This window comes from Hyphomicrobium sp. (assembly GCF_019753045.1).
In the GTDB taxonomy this organism is placed as follows: Bacteria; Pseudomonadota; Alphaproteobacteria; order Rhizobiales; family Hyphomicrobiaceae; genus Hyphomicrobium_B.
Genome location: NZ_JAIELN010000007.1, coordinates 149,504 through 163,300 on the forward strand (window position 1 = coordinate 149,504; position 13,797 = coordinate 163,300).

A 13,797-nucleotide genomic window follows, 5' to 3' on the forward strand; every position below is an offset into this window, starting at 1 on the left:
CTCTGTTCCTTGCGGCGTATCAGTTGCGGCAGATCGGAACGGACGACCGGGTGAAGGTCGCGCTGCCCGAACTGCCCGAGAAGACGAAGCAGCTTATTGCGGATCTGCGCCGTGCAAAAGAAGCCCGTATCGCTAAAAGTGTACCGGAACTTCCAGGACAAGAAGCGCCGGGCAAAGCTAAAGGCCGAGCTTCAGGAGGCGGCAAAGTTCGCGTCCGAAATGCCGGAACTGGCGGGGTACGTCGTAATCGCAATCAACCAAAAGGGCGAGTGCGGCACGCTGTTTGACGCCGGGCCGATCCTGCCCGCGGTGCTCCCCGCCTACGTGCAGGAGATGCTGCAGCGGGCTGTCTATTCCGACCCCGAAGAAGCGGAATTTACCGAGTAGTAATTGCAATTAATTGCATTTTTACTTGCTCTCGCCCGCCTGCCTGACATACTCGATACGGTGCCTTCCAGGATGGGAAATTCACCGCAATGCTTAGTATGGCCATCAAGGCCCAGTTGCCGATTATCGCTGTCTCAACCCGAGATGTAATGAACCTGCACGAAGTCGTGCACGAGCTCACCAAACGGACGCCTGTGGCGTGGAACCCGAAGGTCCCGGTCGATACGGGCAAGGTCTACACGCACATCAGCGTGCCGAAGCAAGAGCTGCCGCTCCTCGAGCTTTACGCGACGTTCGTCAAGGCCGAGTGCACGTTGATCATCGTCAACCCGACGCAGGTCAAGGAGCCGATGTTTAACGCCGGCGAGGTGCCGGTGCCGCGCAAGCTGCTCTCGAAGTTCATGAGCCAGGTCGTCGAAGACTCGAAGAAAGCCGAAACGCTTCTCCGTGGTCTTGGCGGCTGCACGATCAAGGAGGCTGCCGAGTTCGCGCGCTTGACGATGGCGCGTGACGCGAGCCTGACCGTAGACGGCCTCATGGAGACGCGCAGAAGCTCGTTCATGGGCGCCAACGGTCTGACCCCGGTCGATAGCAAGCAGAGCTTCTATGACCCGCCTGACGCGCTTGTAGGCTGGGTTAAGCGTGAACGTCAGTTCTTCCTGACCGGCACCGATCCTCGGCTCATTCCGCGCGGCCTGCTGTTCGACGGTCCGCCCGGTACCGGCAAGACGTCCGGCGCGAAGTGGCTCGCTGAGCAGCTCGGCGTTCCGCTCTATCGCATGGACATCGGCGGCACGAAGTCGAAGTGGGTCGGCGAGTCGGAAGCACAGATGCTGACGAACCTGGCGCGTGTCGATCATGAGGCGCCTGCCGTCGCACTGTTCGACGAAGTTGAGAAGGTGTTCTCCACGACCGGCAACGACGCATCGGGGACGACGACTACAATGCTCTCCCAGCTGCTCTGGTGGCTCGCTGAGCGGCGTTCTCGCGTCCTGGTAGTCATGACGACCAACAACGCAAAGGCGCTCCCACGCGAGCTCTATCGCGAAGGGCGCGTCGACGAGGTCCTGTGGATGAACGGTCTCGACCTCGAGAAGTCGCGGGCGTTCGTCGAGCGGCTCGTTCTGACGTTCCCGACGCTCAAACTTTCTTCCGACAGCAAGACGGCATTAGTCGACAGTGTTCTGAAGGATGCCACGGTCATTCCAAACACGAAGCCGGTGATGTGGGCGCAGTCGGCTTTGACGAAGGCGACGTACACGAAAATCAAGAAGATCAGCAACAAAGGAGCATGACGTGACTGAAGCAGCGAAGGTGCCGATGATGCTCGGCACGAGCGGTAAGGCGGACTACTTGGCGTTCGCTAAGAAAGGAAACATTGCTCTGGGCATCAAGCCGGAGTCAGCGCTGCCCGGAGAGTCGATGCGGGTGCCGAACACCGTGTGGTTTGGAGCCCGTCTGCGAGCCGCTCCAGGCTGGGGACTGTTCTCGGGTAAGGAAGGCGCAGACAACGTCGTATCGTTCCAGAAGACCTACGCGAAGCCCGGCGACGCATTCCCGAATGTCACCTGGGAGAAGTCGGACAATGACCGCGCGTCCACGACGATAGGCATCCTGTTGCCGGGCTCGTCCAGGACGGTCGAAGACGCCATATTACGCAACAGGCGTCCTGACCGAGGAACACCACGAACGGCTCGTTGCCGACCTCGTAGGGTTCGCCCAGGACGCTGGTATCCAGCCGCACTGGATTTACACGGCGCTCGGAGCCAACTTTGGCCCGGGTGAAGTCGATTACATTCGCCGCTTCCGGCAGCACATGAACGAGGGCAAGCTCGCTGGCGTCTGCTACACGGGTGCCACCAACGCATTCGCGATGGAGCAGCACCTGGCGGCGTTTGCCCGCCCGCGATCGCCGACGCACTCGACCTCCGGATCGACACGTACCAGAAGCGCGTCTGCTTCCCGATCAGGGACTTCAAAGGCCGTCTTGTCGGCTTCCACGGTCGCGCCGTCGAAAAGGGTGTAGAGCCTCGATACCGTATGTACCTGCAGGGCGGGCACAACAACCCGATCTACTGGCTCGGTGAGCACTGGGTCGACCTCGACAAGCCGCTCGTCGTCGTTGAAGGACCGTTCGACGTGGCGTCCGTCCGGCGCGTCTACAAGAACGTCGCGAGTCCGCTGTTCTCGAACCCGAGTTTCGAAAAGCTCCGGCGCATGGCGAGCTGCCTCGAATGGATCACGTTCTATGACCGCGGCACAGGTGGCGACGCCGGCCGCGCGAAGGTGTCGGCCTGCCTCCATCAAGACCACGTCGTCCAGCACGTCTTGCCGCCGGAAGGCCGGAAAGATCCCGGCGAAATGACATTAACTGAACTGAGAACTTCTCTTCTCACGGTGCTGCCGGAGAGCGCACTCACTGTTGACTAGAGTCGCCTTTCTCGTAAAGTGAAAGGGTGCAATTAATTGCACTTTGCGAGTAACATTGGAGCCAACAGATGGCATTGAGTTTTGTACAAAAGAAGAGCGCACCCGCGCAGTACAACGTCGTCACGAAACCGGCTGAAAGTCCGAAGAAGACAGGCACCGTTCTGTCGTTCCTGAAGACAGGTCAGTCCGCTCGTGAGGCGCTTACGCAGGAAGAGGCGAAAGCCGAACTTGCGAAGCAGGAGCAGGGCAAGCTCTGGCGTTTCTGGATGCCGGACGGTGAAGACCGTCGCGTCACGTTCCTCGACGGCGAGATGAGCGATGACGGGCTGCTAGATGTGCCGATGTTCTATCAGCACACGATCCGGATCAACGGCAACTGGGAGAGCTTCGTTTGCACCGCAGACGCTGACACCTCGCAGCCGTGCCCGTTGTGCGAAAGCGGCGACAAGCCGTCTCTCGTCGGCGTCATGACGGTGATCGACCATTCCGAGCACAAGGTGAAGAACGGACCGAACGCCGGCGCCATCATCAAGAACACGCGCAAGCTGTTCCTGGCGAAGCGCAACACGATCAAGCAGCTGACGAAGCTCGCCGCCAAGCGCGACGGTCTCGCCGGTTGCACGTTCGACGTATCGCGTACCGACGACAAGCAGCCGTCGGTGGGCAACCAGTTCGACTTCGTCGAGAAGTTCGAAAGTTACGACGACATTGCCGACAAGTACGGCTTGAAGATTGAGGATGCGCAGCCTGCCGACTACACGCAGGAAATTCGCTACCGCAAGCCTGAAGAGCTGATCGAGTTGGGTGTCGGTAAGGCCGTCAAGAGTGCCCTCGGAACGAAGAAAGTTTCGTCGGCGGCAATCTCTGACGAATTGTAAGTTAATTGCACAAATTGGACGAGACAAACGCTCCAAAGAGTGCAATTAATTGCAGACGCGAGCCGTAGCCTGTTGAGGGGTCCGGGCGGCGGCTACTGCGACGGGGAGAGGTCGGTTTCGGCTCCGCCTCTCCCCTTTCTAGCTTGGTCAGGAGGACCAGTTGGCCGCTTTATCAGAACTCATTCGCCACGATGAACCGCTGTCGGTCGGATCGACGGCTGTGTATCCGTATAAGTCGAACCTAGAGAAGAAGTATCGCTTTACGTCTCGCTTCGGTGAGGAAGTCCTGCTGCACCGGGTCGAAGGCAACGTCATCCACCTGCCACGTGCGCTGTGCCCTGTACCCGCAAACGATTTCCGGGACGACGGAGACGTTGTCGTATTCCCGAAAGGCCCAGAGCCGCGCGAATACCAAGCGGCGCTGTTCGAAGAAGTAGGCCAGCTCTGCCTCAACCGTCTGTCGGGCGTCGTTGTCGCCATGACCGGCTGGGGCAAGACGGTGCTCGGCTACCATGCCGCCTACACGATCCAGCGCAAGACGCTCGTCATCACGACGAAGGAAGACATTTACGACCAGTGGATCAAGGGCGCTGAGAAGTTCCTCGGCCTGAAGCCGCACGAGATCGGGGAGATCCGCGGCGACAAGTGCGAGGTCATCGGAACCAAGTTCGTCGTCGCGCTCATTCAGTCGATGTCGAAGGAAGACAAGTATCCGGACTGGATCACGAAAGGCTTCGGCCTCGTCATTTACGACGAGACGCACCGGGTGGCTGCAAACCAGTTCTCGGCCGTGGCCGACCTGTTCCCCGCGAAGATGAGGCTCGGCCTCTCGGCGACGCCAGAACGCGCCGACGGCAAGGAGATCCTGGTCCACGCCCACATCGGTCCGATCCGCGCCAAGGCGCAAGTCGAGCAGCTCGTGCCGAAGGTGCTGCGCTTCACGTCGGCTTGGGAATGCCCGCGCGTCTTCCGTCACGATCCCGAGACCGGCAAGAAATCGGTCGTCCGCCTGCCGCATCAGCCCGGCAAGACAACGCACATCGAGAAGAAGATCGCAGCCGACCCGGTACGCAATGCCTTGCTCGGCGAGCTGATCGACATGGTGCACAAAAAAGGGCGCAAGCTGGTGGTTTTCTCCACCCTACATGCACACCTGGAAGCCCTGAAACAGATCTGCATAGACGTCCACGGCGTCCCAGCAGCAGACATAGCGCTTTACATCGGAACCCAGTCGAAGGCCGACAAGGCGATACGCAACGCGCAAACGGTGCGCCCGATCCTGCTGACGACGTACGGCATGATGGGTGAGGGCACGGACATTCCGTGGCTCGACACGTGCTTGCTCGCGATGCCGCGCTCGAACGTCAAGCAGCCAGTCGGGCGTATCCGCAGAGAGTACCCGGATAAGCGCGAACCGATCGTCATCGACGTCTGCGACCACGATAGCCCGGTGTTTTCAGGTTATGCCTCAACCCGGCTCAAGTGGTACAATCAGATCCAGTCAAAAGTCGTTGATATGCAATGAAGATCCCTAGGAAAGTCAGGAGGAAGACGTGGCACTGAAATTCAAGAAACCTGCACCTGTCGAGGCGCACACGACCGTAACGACGAGCCAGAAGGGCGTCCAGGTTGCGGAAGAGACCAATGTCGAGCAGGTCGAGATCCCGCCCGCTGCTGCAGCGAACACGGGCTCCGATAAGCCGTTCTGCGAGGTTGGCTTCGACGCGAGCTACACGATGAACTTGGGCGATTACAACTCGACCCGCATCGGCGTCAGTCTGAAGATCCCCTGCCTCCATCCCGAGATCGACGAAGTGTTCGAGTACGGCAAGGGCTGGGTGAACAGCAAGATGGAAACGCTGATCAGCGAGATCAAAGGCGAGTAGGACGGCAGGGCGCCCGTTTGTGGCGTCCATACTGTGCAATTAATTGCAAATGTTCGGGGGAATGCGGTGGTAGTCAAGGTCACGAAGGGCGGCAAGAGTGAGACGCTCAAGGCGTCCGAGCTGTTGAAGACGTTCCAGAAGGACTTCGGCGACGGCATCGGCTCGTTTGGCGGCAAGCTCGTCAACGCCGAGCGCATTCCGACCGGCATTTTCGAACTCGATCTAGGCCTCGGCGGAGGCTTCCCGCGGGGCAAGGTGTCGATCATTTTCGGACCCGAAAGCTCTGGTAAGACGAACGCAGCGCTGCTCGCGATCGCCAACCATCAGCGGATGTACCCGAAGCTGACGTGCGCCTTCGTCGACATCGAGCACGGCTTTGACCCGGCCTGGGCGGCGGCGCTGGGTGTCGACGTCAAGAAGCTGATCGTGATCAAGCCGTCCTATGCCGAGCAAGCGGTCGACATGGTCGAAAGCCTGCTCTACGCCACCGATTGCGGCCTCGTCGTCGTCGACAGCTTGGCGGCGCTCGTTACCTCGTCGGAGATCGACTCGAGCGCGGAGAAGGCGGTCGTGGGCGGTGCTGCTCTCGTCATCGGCAAGCTCACCCGCAAGACCACGCTCGCGCTCAGTGAAGCCGAGAAGGAAGGGCGCTACCCGACGCTGATCTACATCAACCAGATCAGCTACAAGATCGGCGTCATGTTCGGTGATCCCGAGACGCAGCCGGGCGGCAAGAAGCCGTTGTTCCAGGCGTCCATCATTCTGAGGCTCTACGGCAAGAACAAGATCGACGGCAAGGTCAGCCAGACGATGCCCGTCTCGAAGGAGACGACGTTTATCATCCGGAAGTACAAGACGCCGATCTACGCCGTGTCCGGCAAGTTCGAAGTCGCCATGTGCCGTTACAAGGGCCTGAAGCCCGGCCAGAGCGATGACTTCGGCGCGGTGTCCGACATGCTCAAGAGCTACGGCCAGTTCGACAAGTCGAAGACCGGCAAGGGCTGGTCGATCGCCGGCGTTGAGTATCCGACGATCGCGGACTTCAAGGAGAAGTTCTACGGCGACCCCGACTTCGGCAACCAGATCCGCCAAGCCCTGATCGACCGGGTGACGAAGGACAACGGCCTGATGGAGCAAGGGGACGGCAGCGAGGACCTGCACGACCCCGTTACCGGAGAGCCCGATGGCTAGCATCCCGTACCTCTCGCGGCGCAACCAGCACCGTATCGGAGCTGCGGGACGTAAGTCCGAGAAGAAGCTGGCCAAGCGCTTAGGTGGCCGAGCCCGGCCGGCATCAGGCGCAATGGTCGGAGCCAAGGGTGACATCGATCTGAAGACGATCCTGCTCGAGGCAAAGAGCACGACGAACAGTCAGATCGCACTGAAGCTCGGATGGCTGATGAAGATCGCTCATGAAGCACGCTGCGAAGGCAAGGACCCGGCGCTCTCGGTTTCGTTCGTCCATGATGACGGCGAGCCGGTGCGCGACGGTCAGTGGGTGCTCGTTCCGATGAGCCTATGGGAGGAGAAGCTCACATGAAGTGGGCACGTAGCGCGTTCGTTGAGGCTCAGGCTTCCGAGCACAAGAAGTCGATTGTCGTCGAGCAAGCACCCACGCCGACGATGACGATCCTGAATGCTGAACCAAAGGACGTCATCCTCCCGCTGAAGCCGAAAGGTACGTTGACCCTACCAAAAAATAACCCGGCGCCTGTCGCCCTTCCTGTCGGCTTAGCGTTAGACTCGTTGGTCCACCACGGCCTCATAGCCGAAGAGATAACAGTCCAGAACAAGCCGGCAGTTGCGCTCGTGACCCTGCGTCTCGAAATAGCCGTGAGTCACTTCAAGCCGTCTGAAGCGTACGAGGAACTGCTGACGTGGTGGGAGAAACACAAGAGCGGCAGCAAGCCGTAGGAGCCATATGACGATCACGTTCCTGAAGAAAGCCAAAGACCTCACGCCGCAGAACTCGATCAAGTACTGGCTTCACCAGCACCTGTCGCGGATCGATGATGGCCGTCCGCTGTCACGCATGCACGCGTCCGAGTTGACCCGTCCCGAAGGTCTCTGCCCGCGGATGTACGCGATCGCCGACCTGACGAAAACGAAGCCGAAAGATGAGTGGCTGAACGCCTCGAGCTTCATGACGTTCCAGATCGGCCGTGATCAGGAGAAGAACATCGTCCTCTGGTTCGCTGAGATGAACAAGGCGGTCTGCCATTGGAAGTGTGTCGCCTGCGGTACGGTGCACAAGTTCACGATGCGCCCGCACGCCTGCAAGTCATGCGGCACGAAGAAGTTCGATCCCCAAGAGGTCCGCTTCGAAAGCGCCATCACCGGCGTCTCGTGCGGCGTAGACATGCTCGTCGCTATGGGCGGGCCGAAGCTTCGCCCGGTCGAATTGAAGACGATCGACAAGGACGAGTTCAAGAACCTGAAGGCACCGCTCGCCGAGCACAAGTGGCGGACGCAGCTGTACCTCCGCACGATCGATGAGTGCACCGATCAGAACGCGTCGCACGTCGGCACGGATAAGGCGACGATCCTCTACGTATCGAAGGGTGGTTTCGGTTGCGCCGACCCGGAACTCAAGAAGTGGGGCCTGCAGGAAGGGTTCTCGCCGTTCAAGGAGTTCGAGATCACGCGGGACGACAAGGCGACTGAGCCGCTCGCGGAGCGCGCCAAGGTCGTCAAGGACTTCCGGGACGGCAAGGTCGGCATGCCGTGTGGCCTATGCCCGTCGTCAATGTCTCAGCGCGCCAAGGGCTGCATCGTCAAGAAGCACTGTTTCTCGGGCGATTTCCCGCCCACGTATGACTGGAAGGCATGATGTCACTGTATCGCGCTATCGGTATCGATCCGTCCATCTCTGGGACCGGCATCGTTTTGTTGCAGGAGAACGGCACGAGCAAGCCCGAGCTACTGGTCGAGCACGAGATCAAGCCAGAGGGCAAAGGCCTGGAGCGGACACGCTCGATCGCCATCAACGTGCTGAAGCTCGTCCACAACTGGCAGCCTGACGCCATCGTGCTCGAGGGCTATTCGCTGGGCAAGAATCCGAACTCCACGATCCCGCTCGTCGAGCTCGGCGGCATCCTGCGCCTTATGATGATGATAGACGGCCTCAAGTGGTACGACCCGCGAGCAAGCAAGCTCAAGAAGTTCGTCACCGGCAAAGGCAACACCCAGAAAGACCAGATGATGATGTACGTCCTGAAGCGCTGGGACCACACGAGTATGACCAACAACACGGCGGACGCCTATGGGCTCGCCTGCATGGGGCTAGCCGTTAAGAACCGCTTGCCCGGGATAACGCAGGAAATGCGGGCCGTATCGGCCGAGATGGAGCTTCGTTGTCACTGAATGGTGCAATTAATTTCACCATTATCGAATGTCTCTTATTGCAATTAATTGCACTAGCCGTAGGATGAAATCATCGGAACCCGCCAAGGAGTGGCGCACCTCAATCCCTTAAACCAAGGAGAACGGCATGTCTGCCGCAAGTCTTAGTTTGCTTACCGGCGGCAAGAAGGCCGCAATCGACGAAGAGTTGGGCTCAGCGCCCGCAGCCGCTACAGCCGCTACAACCGGCGCACCTGAAGAAGGTGTCGAAGTCGATATCGACGTTCTATCGGCCGAAGAGGTTGAACAGGTCGTAAAGGACTTCTCGCTCGATGTGCCGCAAGACTGGGCCAGCTTAACGCTCGAGGGCAAGAAGGTGTGGCTGAAGAGCCAGGCCGAAGACGCCCCGGAAGCAGCAGCCGCAACGCCACAAGAGTTCAAGTGCGCCGGTGTCGTGCAGACGACAGGCAAGCCTGAGAAGCCCAAGAAGGAAAAGGCGGCAAAGGCTGCCAAGCCAAAGTCGACCGGAACCGAGGTTGCTCTAACGCAGCAGGCCGTTGACGGTGAGATCGTGGCGGCTGACGCGCTGACCGACCTCGTCCACGAAATCGAGACGATGAACGAGAAGGACGCTCTGCAGGCCGTCACGCTTCTGGCTGACGAGACCGAGAAGACGTTCTTCAAGCTCGGCGGCGTCCTCTCGGTGATCCAGACCAAGGGCTGGGTGGCCGGCTACCCGAACTTCCGTGAGTATGTCGAGAAGGGCCTGGGCATCCATTACCGCAAGGCGATGTACTGGATCTCGATCTACAACTCGCTCGTCGAGAGCAAGGTGCCGTGGGAGAAGGTCAAGGATCTCGGCTGGACGAAGCTGAAGATCATCGCCGAGGTCATTCAGCCCGACAACGTCGACAACTGGGTGGGAATTGCCAAGAGCCAGACCGCCCTGCAGCTCGGCGAGACGGTGAAGGCGACCCTGACCCAAGGCAAGGCGATCACCGACCAGTCGACGAGCTCCACCACGACGACGAAGACGTTCAAGGTGCACTCGGGCCAGAAGGAGACGATCGAAGCGGCCATCGACAAGGCGAAGACGGACTCGAATACGTCCGTCGACACGGTGGCTCTCGAGAACATCTGCCTCGATTACCTGGGCGGCGTCTCTATGAAGCAGCGGCTGATCAAACTAGGCCTCGAAGCCTCGTTGAAAGCACTTGAAGAAGCATTCCCGGACGCCTCGATCGAAGTGTCGCTTCCGGAGTAAATTCAATGAGGTAACCCACCGCCCATCCTGCTGGGCGGCTTCCCAGCCTCGTTGATAGAGAAGGCCTCTTGGTACCCGCGACGCACGGGTGTTGAGGGGCCTTTTCGTTTGTAGAAATTAATTTTGAAATCAATTGCACTTTTCATTTGCACTCGTTCCGGCCTAAGTTAGATGTCGAAAGGGTGATACATCTTTCTAGGAGTGAAGAGATGCAGACCCAGCAATCAATGATTTTCCCGCAGCGTGACGTAGCCGCGGTCATCGCCGCTCGCATGCAGAAGCACAATGGCGGCAAGTACGATGCCATTAAGCTGCCGACGGGATGGCAAGTTGTCCCGATCACGGTGCTCCCGGCTTACATGCCGCCGGCCAAGCCAAAGCCCGTCGCCGTCAGCCCGGCCAAGGGGGACTTGACAGTAGGACTCAAGGAGACAGCCGACACCGTCGTCCTGACGTTCGATCTGAAGTCGGTAACGCCCGCCTGGGTGATCGTCTGGCGTGACGGCAAGGAGATGAGTTTCGGCAAGACGACGTTGCTCGACTGGAAGGTCGATGACGACAAAGTGCACATCAAGCTGACGAAGAAAGCGGCCAAGTATCGAGGCCTGTTGGCAGCTTAACTACTTGTTAAGTTTACAGAAATTCAATTGCAGTTGATTGCACAATTCAATTGATTTCTGCACGTCCTAAAGCAGATTATTACGGTCATCACCCAAACATGGAGTGAAGGGGGTGACCGGAAAAAGGTCGAGTAAAATGCGTATCGTCTTCACCGGCCCTGCCATCGACGGCAACGGCAATACAATCCTTCGGGCGAATCTAGCGGCAGCTTGCCTCAAGGCTGATCTGTCAATTCAGCCTGCAGTTCGGCAAGATACCGAGATACTAGTAGCGAGTCGGACGGATACGGTGAAGGCGAAGGCGGCAGCTGCTCGAGGCTTGGAAGTGATCGGATACCCGGAGTACATCAACAAATACCTTAGTGGGGTCAAGTTGCCGACTTCGGGGCGCGCTAACATCTACACCGACTTCGCCATCAATAAGCTCAACCGAGACTTATTGGTGCCGGATTTCACAAACAATGAAACTCTAGCGGCTCTCGATTCGTTGTGAGCCGATGGACTCTACCCGCGACATGCCAGGAGGGCAGCGGACTTATGACTAGGAAACTTTTTGCAGGCGGAAGGGTGCAATTAATTACCCAGGCACGCCTGCTATACAACTAAGGAGGACGATGTGGCCGACGCTACCGTGCTTTATGATAAAGCTCTGGCACTGGCTCCGCAGCTCAAAGACAACTTCATGGACCTCGCGCACCATCTGCGCGATCTATTGGAGACTGATCCGGCTGAGTTTCAGAAGTTCTACAAGAAGTCGTCTGTCAACAAACGAAAGGCGTACTATCTCGTCGAGATCGATAGGGCGTTTCGAAAACTCGGCATCTCGAAGAACCGTTTGCACAAGATTGGCTGGACCAAGGTCATGATCTTGACGAAGCACATAAACGACAGCAATGCCCAGGAATTGATCACTATGGCTGAGCAGAACAGCGCGCACAGTCTGCAAGCGCTCCTCAAGGGCCAGAAGAAACCAGCGAACGCCCATTGCGTGCTGATGTACTTCAAAGATAGCGACTACAACCTGTTCTATAACGCCCTGATCAAACGCGGCGCGCAGCAGTCGGCCCGTGGCCTAATCAACAAGGAAGAAGCGCTCGTAAAGCTTCTTAAGGATCTCGAGAAAGACCGCTGAGTAACCACGAAAACCATTGGCTTGGCTGATGGTTTTGTGGCACGCTGCTTTTGCAATTAATTGCACAAACCCAGGAGGGAAGAATGGCAGCAGCACAGCAGCCTCAGCAGCAAATCTCGGCAACCAAGACCGCACCGGTAGACCTGACCAGCGTTCTACAGGGCGTGGACATGAAGCTCCAGAAGGAACGCGAGCAGATCGCCCGCGCCATCAACGATCCGAACCTGATCCGCGACTTCACGACGTTCAACTCGTGGGTAGCCGGCATGCAGGCCTCGATCCGTACGCTCGATTTGCTCACCGGCAAGGTGATGGACGTTCACGGCACGGCATGGCCCGAGATACCGGCGCCTAAGCCGCCACAGTCCGCTCAGCCGGAGCCCGCTACACCAGCAGAGGCAAAGCCAGCAGAAGCACCTTCCGCACCGATCGCGGCAAGCACTTCTGAAGGGGGCGCAACAGCCCAATGAAACGCGGCAGCACCCCAGTAACGTTCGTCAGCTCTGTAGCGCAGACACGTAAGGGTACCGCCCAGTTCCTTGTCCTCCAATCAGGAGGGCAGGGACCACTCAAGCTGGAGTACCCCGACAAAGCCTCGGCAATGAGTGCCAGAGCCCAAATCATGAAGTCCGGCAACACATACACAGTCGCGAGCATGAAGCTCTTCGGGGCAATCTCAGAAGCTCTCAGAGCGCCTCCGAAACAATCGCGGCAAGCACTTCCCGAAGAGTCAGACTGACAAGATCTGACAGGGACAAAGACCTAAGCCAAAAGCCAACTTTGGACGTCCCTGGAGACAGTCCCAAAATCGCGGCAAACGATAGTAGCAGAACCATGCCTGAAGGAGTGCAATTAATGGCAGCAAGCCCGCAAAACCCCAGCAGATACGAGACGTTTGAAGAGAGCCAGGCAAAGCTCAGAAACAGCCGAGAAAGACTGATCAAAGTGAGCCCAGACAACGATAATAGTAAGGGTGTCAGAACAGCTGCAATTACGTGGGTATTCGCACTGATCGTTGTGGGCGCATCGATCGGTTCAATCGCAACGATGACGTGGTTCAGCAGAGAGATCCAAGGCACTCACAGAACGCCGGTAGAACGCCCAGCAGATGTACAGCCCGTAGAGCAGGAGACGGCACCGGTATGAGCGGAGAGATAGATCCGACGTCGGCAGCGGCGATCGTTGCAATGGTCATGTGGCTGGGTGCAGCACTGCTGTGTCTGTTCGTGGCGGTGATGATGCTGCTGGGGAAACTCTGATGGGTGCGATGGAGCTCGGCATGCTGATCGGCGCTGGGTGCGTGTGGTTCGGCATTTTCTTGTGGGTGTTGTGGGGGAGGCTCTGATGGAGATCCAGATGACGTATGATCAGACGATGGTGCAGCACGTGAATTGGGAGCTTGTATCGCTAGCCGGCTTCTTGCTGGCGGGCGCCTTCATGGTCGCAATATGGCTGCGGTACTCGGCCAAGCTCGACCGTGATTTCGAAGCGCGTATCGCTGCATGGCGCGCATACGAAGGCGAAGAAGTCGCCGAAGAAGACGAGGAGCAGTTCGAGGAACCGGCACAGCCATACGGCCGTCCGAGCTGGTACCGCATGACGCCTGTGCAAAGGGCTGCAGACCCGAAGTCCGTCATACCGCCTGTGCCGAGTGAAGGCGAAGTCTGGAAGCACACGAAGACGGGTCTCAGGTACAAGGTGACGGGCGCAGTCTTCAACGCGCTGACCGATAAAGTCGACGTCACGTATGAGCCGCTCTATGTCCCGAGCGTACGGGAGTTCACCCGCCAGCTGCTCGATCAAAACGAGGACGGTACGGCCCGTTTCGTTCTGATCGATTTCGCCTGATTTGCAATTA

At 58.5% G+C, this 13,797-nt stretch carries 18 protein-coding genes and 1 pseudogene; all 19 read left to right on the forward strand.

Translation table 11 applies throughout. From position 1 onward, the window contains the following. Window positions 1-111 precede the first annotated feature (111 nt). The 19 genes and pseudogenes from K2Q04_RS09270 to K2Q04_RS09355 all read left to right on the forward strand — a co-directional run bounded on the left by K2Q04_RS09270 (window position 112) and on the right by K2Q04_RS09355 (window position 13,787). On the forward strand, window positions 112-387 hold the full coding sequence (locus K2Q04_RS09270) for a hypothetical protein (protein WP_291162305.1): 276 nt from the start codon (window positions 112-114) through the stop codon (window positions 385-387). Between the two features lie 149 nt (window positions 388-536). Then, entirely contained in the window at window positions 537-1,682 is a 1,146-nt protein-coding gene (locus K2Q04_RS09275; protein WP_291162307.1) for an AAA family ATPase, read from the forward strand. Window position 1,683: 1 nt separating this feature from the next. Beyond that, window positions 1,684-2,172: a hypothetical protein gene (locus tag K2Q04_RS09280; RefSeq protein ID WP_291162309.1), complete on the forward strand. Its 489-nt coding sequence runs from the start codon at window positions 1,684-1,686 to the stop codon at window positions 2,170-2,172. A 147-nt stretch (window positions 2,173-2,319) separates the two neighbouring features. Next, window positions 2,320-2,412: pseudogene (locus K2Q04_RS22205) on the forward strand (hypothetical protein); the annotation flags it as partial. 15 nt (window positions 2,413-2,427) lie between these two features. After that, window positions 2,428-2,817 (forward strand): hypothetical protein, encoded by a 390-nt coding sequence (locus K2Q04_RS09285; RefSeq protein ID WP_291162311.1) that lies wholly within the window; start codon window positions 2,428-2,430, stop codon window positions 2,815-2,817. 68 nt (window positions 2,818-2,885) lie between these two features. Then, on the forward strand, window positions 2,886-3,695 hold the full coding sequence (locus K2Q04_RS09290) for a hypothetical protein (RefSeq protein WP_291162313.1): 810 nt from the start codon (window positions 2,886-2,888) through the stop codon (window positions 3,693-3,695). A gap of 160 nt (window positions 3,696-3,855) precedes the next feature. Beyond that, a complete protein-coding gene (locus tag K2Q04_RS09295) occupies window positions 3,856-5,220 on the forward strand; it encodes a DEAD/DEAH box helicase family protein (RefSeq protein ID WP_291162316.1) in 1,365 nt (454 codons plus the stop codon). Between the two features lie 28 nt (window positions 5,221-5,248). Beyond that, the gene (locus K2Q04_RS09300; protein WP_291162319.1) at window positions 5,249-5,581 is read left to right on the forward strand and encodes a hypothetical protein; all 333 of its coding nucleotides are present in this window, start codon (window positions 5,249-5,251) and stop codon (window positions 5,579-5,581) included. Between the two features lie 66 nt (window positions 5,582-5,647). Next, window positions 5,648-6,772 (forward strand): hypothetical protein, encoded by a 1,125-nt coding sequence (locus K2Q04_RS09305; RefSeq protein WP_291162321.1) that lies wholly within the window; start codon window positions 5,648-5,650, stop codon window positions 6,770-6,772. Further along, window positions 6,765-7,121, forward strand: a complete 357-nt coding sequence (locus K2Q04_RS09310; protein ID WP_291162324.1) for a hypothetical protein — start codon at window positions 6,765-6,767, stop codon at window positions 7,119-7,121. Before K2Q04_RS09305 ends, K2Q04_RS09310 begins: the two co-directional genes overlap by 8 nt. Further along, window positions 7,118-7,495: a hypothetical protein gene (locus tag K2Q04_RS09315; RefSeq protein WP_291162327.1), complete on the forward strand. Its 378-nt coding sequence runs from the start codon at window positions 7,118-7,120 to the stop codon at window positions 7,493-7,495. Before K2Q04_RS09310 ends, K2Q04_RS09315 begins: the two co-directional genes overlap by 4 nt. Window positions 7,496-7,502: 7 nt before the next feature. Next, window positions 7,503-8,411: a hypothetical protein gene (locus tag K2Q04_RS09320; protein ID WP_291162330.1), complete on the forward strand. Its 909-nt coding sequence runs from the start codon at window positions 7,503-7,505 to the stop codon at window positions 8,409-8,411. Then, window positions 8,411-8,944 (forward strand): crossover junction endodeoxyribonuclease RuvC, encoded by a 534-nt coding sequence (locus K2Q04_RS09325; protein WP_291162333.1) that lies wholly within the window; start codon window positions 8,411-8,413, stop codon window positions 8,942-8,944. The genes K2Q04_RS09320 and K2Q04_RS09325 overlap by 1 nt, the downstream gene beginning before the upstream one ends. Before the next feature lie 127 nt (window positions 8,945-9,071). Beyond that, on the forward strand, window positions 9,072-10,187 hold the full coding sequence (locus K2Q04_RS09330; protein WP_291162335.1) for a hypothetical protein: 1,116 nt from the start codon (window positions 9,072-9,074) through the stop codon (window positions 10,185-10,187). A 209-nt stretch (window positions 10,188-10,396) separates the two neighbouring features. Further along, a complete protein-coding gene (locus K2Q04_RS09335) occupies window positions 10,397-10,807 on the forward strand; it encodes a hypothetical protein (RefSeq protein ID WP_291162338.1) in 411 nt (136 codons plus the stop codon). A 136-nt stretch (window positions 10,808-10,943) separates the two neighbouring features. Then, window positions 10,944-11,300, forward strand: a complete 357-nt coding sequence (locus K2Q04_RS09340) for a hypothetical protein (protein ID WP_291162341.1) — start codon at window positions 10,944-10,946, stop codon at window positions 11,298-11,300. Window positions 11,301-11,423: 123 nt separating this feature from the next. Further along, the gene (locus K2Q04_RS09345; protein ID WP_291162344.1) at window positions 11,424-11,939 is read left to right on the forward strand and encodes a hypothetical protein; all 516 of its coding nucleotides are present in this window, start codon (window positions 11,424-11,426) and stop codon (window positions 11,937-11,939) included. An 83-nt stretch (window positions 11,940-12,022) separates the two neighbouring features. Further along, the gene (locus tag K2Q04_RS09350; protein WP_291162347.1) at window positions 12,023-12,409 is read left to right on the forward strand and encodes a hypothetical protein; all 387 of its coding nucleotides are present in this window, start codon (window positions 12,023-12,025) and stop codon (window positions 12,407-12,409) included. 886 nt (window positions 12,410-13,295) lie between these two features. Next, window positions 13,296-13,787, forward strand: a complete 492-nt coding sequence (locus tag K2Q04_RS09355) for a hypothetical protein (RefSeq protein WP_291162350.1) — start codon at window positions 13,296-13,298, stop codon at window positions 13,785-13,787. The last annotated feature ends 10 nt before the right edge of the window (window positions 13,788-13,797 follow it).